The organism is Exiguobacterium sp. 9-2 (assembly GCF_036287235.1).
GTDB lineage: Bacteria > Bacillota > Bacilli > Exiguobacteriales > Exiguobacteriaceae > Exiguobacterium_A.
On the sequence record NZ_CP142850.1, the window covers coordinates 183619 to 196910 of the forward strand.

Here is a 13292-nt window from a genome sequence, read left to right on the forward strand (position 1 = left end):
TTTAGTATGGACGAAGTAAGGCGCGAACGGGACTACCATCGCCGTCGACGAGCGGGAGCGGGACGGCATTCAAGTGGTAATCACCAGGCGTGATCGCATCGAGGACGAGTCCTTCGAGGATATGGATTCCATGCTGTGCCAGTGCGTGATGGGCTGCCATTTCCTTGCTATCAATCGCATCGACGCTTGGTAAGTCAAGACCAATCAGCGAAATCCCGAGTTCTCCGAGACGTTCAGCAAGACTTGGTGTCAACACAGGAATCGTCTCTGGGAAAGTCGATTTGTCGATCCAACCATCCGTTTTGATGATCAAGCGCTGGACGTCATTTAGCTCAAAGCCATCTAAATCAGCGGCTGTGATTTCTGTACGCCCTGGTAAGTAAATGACACGCGCATGTCCGATATAGAGGTTTGGATCCAGGTCGATGATTTTTTGTCCAGCATCATCAAAATGAAACGGCGCGTCGACATGGGTACCGGTATGCAGACTCATCGTAACTTTGCCGACGTTAACGGAACCGGTGTCTGCCTTATTCCATGTCAATGTCGCTTCAAACGGTGTATCCCCCGGCCACGTCGTGACGTGACGATCAAGTGGTTGTGAAACATCAATCCATCGTGTCATCGTTTCATCCTCCTCATAATGTCGTGCGGACCGACCACAGTTCCGGGAAGAACCGGTGGTCGAGCACACGCCGTAGATAACTGACACCAGACGAACCGCCCGTTCCTGGTTTTTGTCCGATGATCCGTTCGACGGTACTCATATGGTTAAAGCGCCACATCTGTTGCTGGCTTCCGATATCCAGTAGTTTTTCACCGAGTTCATACAGATCCCAGTATTGCTCGACATCTCGATAGACGCTTGCCCAAGCGGCCTCGACACTTGCATTCGGCGTCCAGTCTTCCGTGACATCACGCTCAAGGACGGACTCGTCGATCGGTAGTCCATGACGCGCCATCGCCCGGATCGTTTCATCGTAGATGCTTGGTGTCTTCAAGTCTTCGAGCATCATCGGATAGAGTGTTTCATCATGTGCATAGACTTTTAGCATCTGCTCATTCTTGAAACCGAGCGCGAATTCGATTTGACGGTTTTGATACGACTGAAAACCGGACGAATGACCGAGCGCGTCACGGAATTCCAGATATTCGGCAGGGGTCAAGGTCGACAAGACATTCCACGACTGAATCAACTGGTGCTGAATCTTTGAGATCCGTGCGAGCATCTTAAACGATGATTCGAGATCATCGTTTGCAACGGCTTGCGTCGCTGCACGCATCTCATGCAGGATCAGCTTCATCCATAGCTCGCTCGTTTGATGAATGATGATGAACAGCATCTCGTCATGATGCCCCGATAAGCGATGTTGACTCGTAAGCAATGGATCCAGTTGCAAATAATCCCCGTAGGACATATCTTTCTTAAAATCCGTTTGAATCGATGCTTCAATAGACGTAGGATCTGTCTTTGTCATTCCCATTCATCCCCTTTATCGAGTTAATTCAGTTTTCGTTTTTCAGCGGTCTTCAGTTGTTCTGGATGCGCCCGTTTCCAGAAGAAATAGGCGATAGATAAGAACACTAACCACGGTATACCAAACTTCAAGACGATTTGGAAATCTGTGAACCATGTCGTCAGGACGAGTGCGAATAACAACAATGCACCGAGGGCCGTCAGATACGGATAGCCCATCATCCGAACCGGTAATGTCCGTCCACCTTCACGTTCCCAGGCTTTACGGAAGTACAAATGGGAGATGAAAATCATGAACCACGTGAAGATCGCCCCGAACATCGAAATCCCCATCATGAACGGATAAGAGACGCTCGACTGACTGCTGATGATCGCTGCGAGAAAAATGCCGAGTGTTGATAAGGCGAGTGCAAAGAGCGGTACACCTTTTCGATTTAAACGACCAAATACTTTTGGCGCATACGTTGCCTTGGATAATGAATACATCATCCGTGTCGAAGCATACAGCTGACTGTTCATCGCGGAGAGCGCTGCTGTCAGGATGATGAAGTTCATGATACCGCCTGCATATGGAATTGATAGCATCTCCATTACTTTGACGAACGGACTTTGATCGACGCCGCCTGCTTGTTGCCACGGGACAATCATCAACATTAAAGCAATCGTGACGACATAAAACGTCGAGAGACGGAAGACTGTCGCTTTCAATGCTTTCGGTACGGCAACGTCCGGGTCCTTTGCTTCACCGGCAGTGACAGCAATCAATTCCGTTCCGAGGAAACTGAACAGGGAGATGAAGATCGCAATCCAGAGACCCGAGAAGCCGAATGGCATGAAGCCACCATCATTCGTGAAGTTTTGTGGACCGATCTCAGGGCTCGGACTACCGATGACCAAGTAAGCACCAAGCAGGATGAACAGTAAGATGGCACTAATCTTAATGACCGAGAACCAGTACTCAAAGGTTGCGAACGTATTGACTGTCGTAGCATTGATGTAAATCAACGCGGCAGCGAATACGAGAATCCAGACGACCCCGGGAACGTCCGGGAACCAGTATTTCATATAGATGGCGATCGCACTAACTTCAACGCCGATTGCGAGAACGTTTGCGATCCAGTACGAATAGCGGACGAGAAAACCCGCGTACGGACTAATGTATCGTTCGGCAATCGTACCGAACGAGCCAGATGTCGGATGAGCGACCGTCATTTCAGCCAGACAGCCCATTAAAAGTAGGACGATGAAGGCGCCGACTGCGTAACTGATCAAAACGCTCGGTCCAGCAAGCCCGATTGCAAGCCCACTTCCGAGGAAGAGACCGGTACCGATCGCGCAGCCCATTGCAATCATCGTGAGTTGGCGTGTCTTGAGTTCACGCCGTAGTTCAGTAGGTTGTTCCATGGTGTACTCCTTAAGCAACGACTTCGCGTTCATTCGCGAAACGTTCGTATTCTTTATCTTCCATGATTCGTTTAAGTGTCGCGACGACGTCATAGACATCGGTAAACGTGTTGTAAAGCGCGACGGGTGCTAGACGGACAATGTTCGGTGCCCGGAAATCGGGGATGATCCGATTTTCCTTGAGTGCTTTACAGATCCGCGCCGCTTCCGGGTGCTCGAGGCTGAGATGCGCCCCACGGCGTTTATCGTCAATTGGATTTCCGATGACGAAACCGTACGGTATGAGTTCCTGCTCGACAAGGTCCATCATGTACTGCGTCAGGGCGAGTGACTTCGTTCGGACGGCTTCAATACCGACTTCGTCAAACATCTCTAACGCACCGATTTGTGGGGCGAGACTTAAGACGTGTGGTGTTCCAATCTGGAAGGCACCTGCGTGCGCGGCCGGTGTCATCGTGTGATCCATGTCAAACTGCTTGTCCTTGCGCGAACCGAACCAGCCCGTCAGCCCAGGCAACGTTCCGAAATGACGTTCGTGGACGAATAATCCACCGACTGTTCCAGGACCGCCGTTCAAGTGCTTGTAATTACACCAGTAAGCAAAGTCGACGCCCCAGTCATGGAAAGCGTGCGGAACGGCTCCGACGGAATGACAGCCATCAAAACCAATCAAGATGCCGCGGTCGTGTGCCGCTTTCGTTAAACGCTCCATATCGAGAATCTGTCCGCTTCGGTACAGCACCGCCGGCAAGACAATCAAAGCGATATCGTCTGTCATCGCGGCAATGATATCGTCCTCCTCTAAAAAGCGACCATCATGACTTGGTACTTGGACGAGATGTGTCTCCGGATCCAGTCCGCGTAAACGAAGCTGACTTTGTAAAGCATAGATATCCGACGGGAACGTCAGCGCATCCGCTAAAATCTTATCTCGTCCTTCTGTTGGTTGGAAGAATGTCGCGACGAGTTGATGTAGATTGACGGTCGTCGAACCGGTGACCATGACTTCTTCCGCTTGTGCGCCGACAAGCGGAGCGTTGAGGGCAGCGAGACGTTCTGATAATTCGAACCAAGGATGACGTCCTTTCATCCAGCCGTCGATTCCGAGTTCTTTCCAGTCTGATAGCGACTCGAGCAACGTCTTCTCGGCACGCTTCGATAATAAACCGAGCGAGTTTCCGTCCATATAGATACTACCCGGTTGCAGATAAAACTCATCACGATAGGTGGACAATACATCTTGATCGTCCCGAGCAACGGCATCCGTCCGTTTTGCTTGTAATGTCATACGTCATCCTCCTCAAATGAATACTCAATCAATTTTGACAAAAGCGTAGCAAACAAATTGACATTGTGTCAATATTATCGAATAGAGAAAACAAAAGGAGTGAAGGACATGTCATCTTCTCAACCAGAAAAAATCGATAAACGGCATCTGCGCACAGTGCGGACACGCGAAAAACTGTTGAGTGCGGCACGTGACGTCTTCTTAGAACAAGGGTTTCAAACGTCAACGATTTCACAAGTGATCAAACAAGCTGGCGTCGGCTACGGAACAGCCTACGTGCATTTTGAAGGGAAAGATGAGTTGCTCGTCGTCCTGATGGAAGATGTCATGAGTCGCTTCCATGCGATTGCGGAACGAACATTTGAACCGACGACGTCGCTAGAGGCAAAGGAACGTATCGTGACGCAAGCTACGGATTTCTTACGTCTCGCGGAAGAAGAACGAGCGATGCTACGGATCGTTGAGCAAGCAATCGGCGTCTCTTACATCGTCCGTGCGAAATGGAAAGCGATTCGAGAACGCTTCATTGATCGGATCAGTCAGGACATTCAATATGCTCAGGAGACAGGACTCGCGCGACAAGATGTCGATTCGAAGCTCGTCGCCCGTGGCTGGTTCTTCGCGAACGAGATGTATTTATTCGAAGTCGTCCGTGAAGAAGCAACAGCGACGATTGAAGAGATCGCACACGTCTTAGCGACGATTTATACGCAAGGACTCTACCGGATCGAGGATTGATGAACGGACAGGAAGGGAACGTTTCAAAGTAGAAGGGAGCGTGACCGGGATGGCGTTTGATTACGATCTCGATTTCAAGACGACGGATTTTCGTAAGGAGCCGGAAAAGTACCGGGTCGGACGCGGAGAGCAAGGCGTTTTGCTCGTCGAACCATATAAAAGTGAGATCTTGCCGCATTGGCGTTTTAAGACGCCGGACATCGCGAAGGAATCTTCCGAGAAAATTTATGAGATGTATTTAGCTTATAAAGAAGACGGAGACTTCGTCGGTATGGATATGGCGCGGAAGTTCATTCAGATGGGACATACGCGCGCACGACGTTACGCGAACTATAAGGGTGGGCGTAAATATAAAGATAAAGAGACCAAAGAATTGCACACGCGCGAGATCGACGAAGAAAAAGCAAAATCTGCGGCTATCTTCCAAGAAAAATGGGATTTGATCCGGGCAGATGAAGAATACCTTGAACTTAAACGTGCGCATCAAAAGCAGTACGGATAAGTCATTTCAAAATAAAGGGAATCCATTCAAACCATGCGATACTGAAAAGAAAACGGGAGGCCTCGGTATGAATCGTTGGTGGGTTCCGCTGTATCCGATTGGTCTGTTTTTACTGGTCGATCACTTTTTCTATGATATTTCATTGATATGGCTTATCATGCTTGGTATTGTGAGCATCCTTTTAAGTATCCGTCCGAAGCGACGATCCTTTTCGTCATATCGTCCGTTAATGATTGGGACACTTTTGATCGGCTGTGGTCTGATACCGTGGTTGACGCTGGATTTTACAGGAATCGTCTTCGTCTTCTTGTTAACAGAAATCGTTGCGAAACTGCTCGTGTCAGGAACAGAGGAACAATCCGTATGACGTGCGAATATCGTTAAACGAAATAGCCTCGACTGCTCTGTCCGATGGGATGGAGCAATCGAGGCTATTTTTAATGCGTTTAAGAACTCTGTTCGACTTTGGCAATCAGTCGTGATTGACGTTTTTGCCAGATGAACGATCCGATGAACGTCACGACGAGGAAGATCAGACCAAGTGCGAATGGATAGAGAATGTTGACGTCATACAGTACACCGGCAAGCGTTGGTCCGAGCACGTTCCCGATGCTCATATAGGCATTGTTCATTCCCATAGCAAAGCCTTGCTCATTACCAGCGAGCTTTGAAATCATCGTATTCAAGACGGGGCGTAAAATCGATGTCGCAAGGAAGATGACGAGGGTAATCGCAAAGAATCCACCGTAACTTGATGTCAATAATGACAACAGGAAGCCGAGTGCTGCGATGAACAGGAACAGGTTCAGGACCTTTCCTTCGCCTAAATTACGGGATAACTTATCGACGATGAAGATTTGAGCAATGACGCTGATGATTCCAGTTGACGTCACCATGATCGCGATGTCCTTCGGTGAAGCACCGAATTGATCATCAACGAACAGACCGAGTACCGATTCGTATGCCATGAGACCAAAGCTCATGACGAGTGTAATGACGAGCGGTACGAAGTACGGTTTTTTAAACGATGTCCCCAGTTTCTTAAGCATCGACCCTTCATCTGGTGCCATCGCTGTTGCATCGTGTTGTTCGCTTTCTTGAAGTAACAGGACGCTGAATAAGACAGCTGCACCCGAGACGATCGCTGAGATGAGCAACGGCAATTTTAAGTCATACTCGGCAAGGAATCCACCGATTCCTGGACCGATGACGATCCCGAGTGACATCGCAGCTGAGACATAGCTGTTTCCTTTTGCACGTTGATCCATCGTCGTGATGTCCGCAACGTAAGCAAAAATCGCTGGAATCAGAAGGGCGGCACCGGCACCACCGATTGCGCGCGAGATGTAGAGAACCGTGACAGAGTTTGAGAAATAGAAGACAAACATCGAGAGCGTCAAGCCGATCAATCCATAGATGATCATCTTACGACGACCATATTGATCTGCCCATTTACCAGCAATCGGTGACATGACGAGCTGTGCTCCGGCAAAGATGGCAATCATTAATCCAGCCGCCGTTCCACCTTGTCCAATCGACGCTAAGTAAGCGGGTAGAATCGGAATGATGATCCCGAAGCTCCCGACCGCAATAAACATATTGATCATGAGGACCGTTAATTTTTTTCGTTGATCCGCGTGCAAGGGGACCCCTTCTTTCGACCCGCTTTTTGTAAGCGGTTATTTGTTTCACCTTCATTATCTTAGATTCAAGCTAAAGCGTCTGTCAATGTAGACGAGTCGATGATTTGAAAAAGACTCTATCCTTCAAGAAGGATAGAGCCGGTTCAGACTTATTGTTCTTTTTTGAATAACCATTTGACGTTCGGTGACAGCAACGGTCGGAAAATCGTCACGATAGGTCGACTCGACAGCAACCAGACGAATCCGGTAGCGAGTAAGAAAGAAAGTCCAATCAATAACAGTGGTGACTCCGTAATGGCTGGTGGAACCGAATCGCGGAACAAACGAACGATGAACGAGTGGATCAAATAGATCGCGAGCGTCTGAATTCCGATCTGGTCGAACCGTTCACCGAACGACCGATGCGGTACGAGCAGGAGAACGGAGAAGATCATGATAGTGCTGATGGCGTAAAGAAACAGTTGGATTGCCACTCCCTTGAGGAGCGGGACTTCGAATTCACCATACGTATCGCGGTAAAAGAGCCAGACCGTGTCAAACCCGTTTTTTGTCCAGAGAATCATGAAGACGGCAATCAAGAGTGAGATGATCAGTCCGGTCAACCGCCCGATCGGTGCTGTCATCTGTTTTCGCCAGCCGGTATCAGTTAACCAGCCACGCTCCTTGACGAGATACCCCATCAAGAAGAACGGATAAAAGCTGACGACTTTTTGTAATGATAGGAAGTTCGTGATCGAATCTGGATTGGCGTTGATCAATAAGGCGAATAAGACACTGACGATCAGCGGAAAACGCATCGCTAGAAAAGCCGGTGTGACGGTCTGCCAAATGATAATGCCGAGCAAATACCAAAGCGTCCAGTTCGGAACGAGTGGATGAAGTAATCCATCGAGCATTTCCCGTAAGGAGTCATCCTGCGTGTAAGATAAATAAATTTCGTGAATCGACTGCCAGAGAAAATAGAGAACGACGAACGCGATGATTCGTTGTGGTCGCGCTTGTTTGAAGAAATAGCCACTCATGAAGATAAAGGCTGGCATATGCAACAGGTAAATGACGTTATACGCCATCTTGACGACATCATTTCCTGGTAAGTCACGGAACGTCTCGATCAAGTGACCAAAGACAACCGTGAAAATGAGTAGCACTTTATAGTTTCCAAGCCAATGATCGTACATAGGAGCGGTCACTGGTTTGATAGCAGTAGTCATTTTTTTTCACCAAGCAGAATTTGATCGACGAACCGGGCACTTGATTTCCCGTCCTGATGCTCGAAGAAGTACTCCGCGAATGCTTTGACGTTGTGCATTTCGAAGTCTTGATTTTTAATTCGCTCAATCAACTCTTCTGATGTCTTGACGATCGGACCAGGTACGAATTCCTCAAAATCATAGTAAAAATCGCGTTTTGAGATATAGTCTTCAAGATCGTACGCAAAGAACAACATCGGTCGATTCAATAGGGAGAATTCGAAGCACGTCGATGAGTAATCCGTGATTAAAATGTCTGAGACGAACAGCAATTCATTGATTTCACGATGATCCGTCAAATCAAGGAAGAAGTCGGCATAGACTTCAGGAATCTCCATCCGACGACGGATGAACGGGTGGAGTTTTAGGACAAAGACATACTCCTCATGAAGTGCTTCATACAATGCATCAAGATCCAGCTGATCAAAATCATAATAAGCACTCTTCGCACCATTTCCTCGGAATGTCGGAGCAAACATGATGACTTTCTTTTGTTTGAAGATTGGATATTCCTCATAAATACGTGCTTTCGCTTCCTCGATGAACGGTTGATCGAAGAACATATCCGTCCGAGGAATACCGGTCGCGATAACTTGGTCTTCCCGTAAACCAAAACCTTCTGCGTAATGACGGGCGACATTATGAGAGCTAACGATCGCTTTCGTGTAGTTCCGGTGACTGAGCGAGTTCGCACTTGGACCACCTGGTTTTCCGAGGCGACTGTAACCGAACGTCTTGAAAGCGCCAACGGCATGCCAGACTTGAACGAGGTCACTACCTTTACGAATATTCAACGGATAGATCATCGGATAGAAATCATCGACAAGAATCGTCTTTGCTGTCGCTAAGTGATACGGCAGCGCAAACTTATCACGCCAATCACGGCGAGACTGGAGATTCGGTTTGAAGAACGTCTTCACGTCGAGATTGAGATTGCGCCGCTCGACTTCATCCAAGATATAGGCGAAGTTACCACTAATATCGCTTCGTGAGTCGGAAGCGAGGATGACTTTATTCTCTTGGATCGGTTGGGTCCATTTCGTGACGTTATAAATCGCCTTGAACGTAAAACGGCGGAACTTGAACGCCCGCTTTTTCATGTTTTTCTTCCATTTCTTATACCGATCGATGACTTGAACTAAACGTTTCGATTCGCCTTTTTTCAGGGAATGGAAACCTAAAGAGTTGCTGTATTGTGAATACTGCACGACAAGTTCGTACTCAAGTAAGATCAACGCGTTACTATGTTTCGTATCAACGCGGTAAGCGATAGGAATGAGTGAACGTGTATCACCAAAAGGCGCTTCATGTAAGATCGTCTTTCCTTGCACGATGGCGAAAAAAGCATCAAAATAACCCATCGGCAACGGACGACCCGTTGGTGTAATGTGGTTCAAATTTAATTCGCCTGTAAAGGACTCTTCCGTCCAGTCTCCTTCAAATGGAAATCGGCAGATGAACGTCCGTTTATTTCGTTTGTTCCGAAAAACGATGGCACGTTCGAGTGGTACCGATACTTCAACAGGTTCAGACTGAATATAGTCGTCGACCGGTTCCTCGGAATCAGTTTGATGCGATATAGAATTTTCAAATAATGTTTGTTCGGCGTGCAAAAAATCAGTCAATCCGCTTAAACGTGCTTCGAAACGAAACGTCGTTCCGGCTAATTCCAAGTAGGTGACCTCGGCATGTAAAGTAGGCATAAGTGTCTCTTCTGTCAAAACCATCTCTCCTCGCTCGAATAATTACATTACATTTACACAATAACGATAAAATTTTAAAATGCAGTTGAACATAGTATAGTGAAACTAGAAATCACCACTCATTATATCGTGAGACATTAAAATTAATAGGAATTTCTTTATTTTTTTGTGTTTTTGTAAAATAACAGTTTAATACAGACTGGATCATTACAGATACCCTGAACGATAGGGAGAGAAAACCGACATACGATTATTTCATAAGGGAGGGAAGCAGGTCGTCTCGTGCGGAATAGGTAACGAGACACTGCGTCAGAAGATGATTTATGCAGCCATTTTAGCTGGAGGAAAAGGAACACGAATGGGGAATGTCGATCGCCCGAAACAATTCTTATCGATCGGAGAACGTCCGATCATCGTCCATACAGTAGAAAAATTTTTGTTACATGAAGATTTTGACCGCATCATCATCGTCACACCGACTGCTTGGATTAACTATACACGCGATATTTTGGAAAAATACATCGGAAAAGATGACCGTCTTGTCATTACACCGGGTGGACAAGATCGAAATGAATCAATCATGGCAGCGGTGAACTGGATTGAAGAGAAAAACGGTCTATCTGAAGAAGACATCATCGTCACACACGACGCCGTCCGTCCGTTCCTGACGCACCGCATCATCAAGGAAAACATTGAAGCGGCGCAAGAATTCGGTTCATGTGATACGGTCATTTCTGCAATTGATACGATCGTCGCGTCAACGAACGGCAAAACGATCACGGATATTCCAGTACGGGATCAAATGTACCAAGGACAAACGCCACAAAGCTTCCAAATCACGAAGTTAAAATCGCATTATGGGTCGCTTTCAACGGAAGAACGGGCGATTTTGACGGATGCGTGTAAGATTCTTCTTCTGAAAGGAGAAGATGTGGCGCTCGTCACAGGAGAACTGTTCAACATTAAAGTGACGACACCATATGACCTACGGATCGCAAATGCTATCTTGAAGGAGCGGATTCATCAATGATTAATCAAGTCTATCAACTCGTCGCCCCGCGTCAGATCGAAGTGACGTATGATGAGCGGTCTTTGAATACCGATCGTGTCGTCGTACGTCCAACATATTTATCGATTTGTCACGCCGATCAACGCTATTTCACAGGTAGTCGTAGTGCGGAAGTATTGGCGAAAAAATTACCGATGGCGATGATTCATGAGGGAATCGGAAAAGTCGTCCATGATCCAAGCGGTACATTCAAGAGGGGAACACTCGTCGCGATGGTACCGAATACACCGACAGAAGATGATGATATCATCGGTGAAAACTATCTGCGCACGAGTCGTTTTCGTTCGAGTGGATATGACGGCTATATGCAAGACTATGTGTTCTTGAAAGCGGATCGCCTTGTTGAGGTACCGGTCGATCTTGATCCTGAGGTCGCGGCATTCACTGAACTTGTCAGTGTATCGGTCCATGCCTTGACTCGCTTTGAAAAGATTGCGCACCCGCGCCGTGAGACGTTCGGTGTTTGGGGAGATGGAAATCTTGGTTTCATCACGGCACTTTTGTTGCGTAAATTATATCCGGAAGCAAAACTACTCGTCTTCGGTAAAACCCAGTCGAAGCTCGACTACTTCTCGTTTGCGGACGAGACATATCACATCGACCAGATTCCAGCTGATGTCTCCTTCAACCACGGTTTCGAATGCGTCGGTGGAATCGGTAGCCAATATGCGATCAATCAGATGATCGATTACATTATTCCAGAAGGCACGATGGCTTTGCTCGGTGTGTCAGAAGATGCCGTCGCGATCAACACGCGGATGATTCTTGAAAAAGGACTGCGTGTCTACGGATCAAGTCGAAGTACACCGGCTGATTTCGCACGGACGATGGAATTGTATCAAACTCATCCGGACATTCCAGCCTATCTATCGAATCTGGTTTCGGGCGTATTCCAAATCCGACAAATCGAAGATATTCATAAAGCGTTTGAAAACGATTTAACGAATCGCTTCGGAAAGACGGTCATGGAATGGTGCATGTGATGATATGCGCTGAAAAAGAGGAGAATCGTCTATGAAACAAAAAATTCGGTTATTGCAACGACGGACGGTCCACTATTTGCTTGCTATGACATATTGGTTGACGAAGCGACTGCCGATCCAATCAAAGAAAGTCGTTTTTGCGACCTATCGTTCCGATCGTCTCGTCGATAACTTTCGTGCCGTCTACGATGAACTAGAGCGACGCGATTTAGGATATGAATACGTTTTTTTGTTGAAACGATTTCCTCAATCGTTGGTGGGACAAATTCAATACGTCTTCCACATGATGCGAGCGACGTATGAATTAGCGACTGCCCGTTATTTCATCATCGATGATTATTATTATCCTGTATATGTCTCGTCCTTACGGAAAGGAACAGAAGTCATTCAGTTGTGGCATGCATGTGGTGCCTTTAAAAAGTTCGGCTATAGTGTTCTTGATAAATCCTATTCGCCGGATGACGATTATTTGAAGATGGTCCAGATTCACCGGAATTATAGCAAGGTCTATGTTTCCGGTGAAGCCTGCGTCGCACCATATGCGGATGCTTTCGGAATGACACAGGAACGGATTTATCCGTTAGGGGTTCCACGGACGGATCAACTACTGAATACAGTACGCCAAGCCCGTGTGCGAGAAAAGTTGTATGACCGATATCCAGAATGGCGTAAGAAACGAATCATCTTACTCGCTCCGACGTTCCGTGGAAACGGACAGACGACAGCACATTACGATCAAGAGCTCGATTTTGAGAAGTTTCGTCGTGAGCTTGGACCGGATACAGTCCTCTTGCTTCGCATGCATCCGTTTGTTCTTAATCCACCAATCGTACCGGACGCGTATTCGGATCAAATCATTAACATGACAGACTATCCGGACATCAATGATCTGATGCAGATTGCGGATATTCTGATCACGGATTATTCATCTGTCATCTTCGAGTTTGCCTTGTTGCAGAAGCCAATGATTTTCCTTGTTAACGATCTGCAGTCGTACAAAGCAGAACGCGATTTCTATTTCCCGTATGAATCCTTCGTACCGGGGCCGATTGTCTCGACGTTCGAAGACGTCATCGCTTGGATTAAACGCGGGCAATTCGATACGCAGAAGATCGAGACGTTCGCGAATCAGTTCTTTACGTATCAGGACGGGGAAGCAACCAAACGAATTGTCGATCATTTGTTATATGACACGATTCCGGAAGCACCTGTCTATACGAAAACGCCGGTATGAA

At 47.2% G+C, this 13292-nt stretch carries 13 protein-coding genes; 6 read left to right on the forward strand and 7 right to left on the reverse strand.

Annotated features, from left to right (window positions below):
• Position 1: 1 nt before the first annotated feature.
• Genes kynB through kynU form a run of 4 tightly spaced genes read right to left on the reverse strand, consistent with a single transcriptional unit; the run spans position 2 to position 4169 of the window.
• Positions 2 to 625 (reverse strand): arylformamidase, encoded by a 624-nt coding sequence (gene kynB, locus VJ374_RS01110; RefSeq protein WP_308102250.1) that lies wholly within the window; start codon positions 623 to 625, stop codon positions 2 to 4.
• Positions 626 to 638: 13 nt separating this feature from the next.
• On the reverse strand, positions 639 to 1478 hold the full coding sequence (kynA, locus tag VJ374_RS01115; protein WP_329469787.1) for a tryptophan 2,3-dioxygenase: 840 nt from the start codon (positions 1476 to 1478) through the stop codon (positions 639 to 641).
• Positions 1479 to 1501: 23 nt separating this feature from the next.
• Entirely contained in the window at positions 1502 to 2881 is a 1380-nt protein-coding gene (locus tag VJ374_RS01120; protein ID WP_035411537.1) for an amino acid permease, read from the reverse strand.
• Positions 2882 to 2891: 10 nt separating this feature from the next.
• On the reverse strand, positions 2892 to 4169 hold the full coding sequence (kynU, locus tag VJ374_RS01125; protein WP_035411535.1) for a kynureninase: 1278 nt from the start codon (positions 4167 to 4169) through the stop codon (positions 2892 to 2894).
• A 108-nt stretch (positions 4170 to 4277) separates the two neighbouring features.
• Here kynU and VJ374_RS01130 point away from each other — a divergent pair, with 108 nt between their 5' ends.
• The 3 genes from VJ374_RS01130 to VJ374_RS01140 all read left to right on the forward strand — a co-directional run bounded on the left by VJ374_RS01130 (position 4278) and on the right by VJ374_RS01140 (position 5776).
• A complete protein-coding gene (locus tag VJ374_RS01130) occupies positions 4278 to 4907 on the forward strand; it encodes a TetR/AcrR family transcriptional regulator (protein ID WP_290756060.1) in 630 nt (209 codons plus the stop codon).
• A 49-nt stretch (positions 4908 to 4956) separates the two neighbouring features.
• A complete protein-coding gene (locus VJ374_RS01135) occupies positions 4957 to 5409 on the forward strand; it encodes a DUF4385 domain-containing protein (RefSeq protein ID WP_056064504.1) in 453 nt (150 codons plus the stop codon).
• Positions 5410 to 5476: 67 nt separating this feature from the next.
• Positions 5477 to 5776, forward strand: coding sequence for a hypothetical protein (locus VJ374_RS01140; RefSeq protein WP_329469789.1), 300 nt, complete (start codon positions 5477 to 5479; stop codon positions 5774 to 5776).
• Between the two features lie 79 nt (positions 5777 to 5855).
• On the opposite strand, the gene VJ374_RS01145 is transcribed toward VJ374_RS01140, so the two are convergent.
• The 3 genes from VJ374_RS01145 to VJ374_RS01155 all read right to left on the reverse strand — a co-directional run bounded on the left by VJ374_RS01145 (position 5856) and on the right by VJ374_RS01155 (position 10005).
• Positions 5856 to 7052 (reverse strand): MFS transporter, encoded by a 1197-nt coding sequence (locus VJ374_RS01145; RefSeq protein WP_056064497.1) that lies wholly within the window; start codon positions 7050 to 7052, stop codon positions 5856 to 5858.
• A 149-nt stretch (positions 7053 to 7201) separates the two neighbouring features.
• A complete protein-coding gene (locus tag VJ374_RS01150) occupies positions 7202 to 8230 on the reverse strand; it encodes an acyltransferase family protein (RefSeq protein ID WP_329469792.1) in 1029 nt (342 codons plus the stop codon).
• 29 nt (positions 8231 to 8259) lie between these two features.
• Entirely contained in the window at positions 8260 to 10005 is a 1746-nt protein-coding gene (locus VJ374_RS01155) for a CDP-glycerol glycerophosphotransferase family protein (RefSeq protein WP_329469794.1), read from the reverse strand.
• A gap of 316 nt (positions 10006 to 10321) precedes the next feature.
• Here VJ374_RS01155 and VJ374_RS01160 point away from each other — a divergent pair, with 316 nt between their 5' ends.
• The 3 genes from VJ374_RS01160 to VJ374_RS01170 are packed head-to-tail and all read left to right on the forward strand — an operon-like array spanning position 10322 to position 13291.
• A complete protein-coding gene (locus VJ374_RS01160; RefSeq protein ID WP_290785888.1) occupies positions 10322 to 11035 on the forward strand; it encodes an IspD/TarI family cytidylyltransferase in 714 nt (237 codons plus the stop codon).
• The gene (locus tag VJ374_RS01165; RefSeq protein WP_308102242.1) at positions 11032 to 12057 is read left to right on the forward strand and encodes a ribitol-5-phosphate dehydrogenase; all 1026 of its coding nucleotides are present in this window, start codon (positions 11032 to 11034) and stop codon (positions 12055 to 12057) included. Before VJ374_RS01160 ends, VJ374_RS01165 begins: the two co-directional genes overlap by 4 nt.
• Positions 12058 to 12088: 31 nt before the next feature.
• Positions 12089 to 13291 (forward strand): CDP-glycerol glycerophosphotransferase family protein, encoded by a 1203-nt coding sequence (locus VJ374_RS01170; RefSeq protein ID WP_056064488.1) that lies wholly within the window; start codon positions 12089 to 12091, stop codon positions 13289 to 13291.
• Position 13292: the final 1 nt, after the last annotated feature.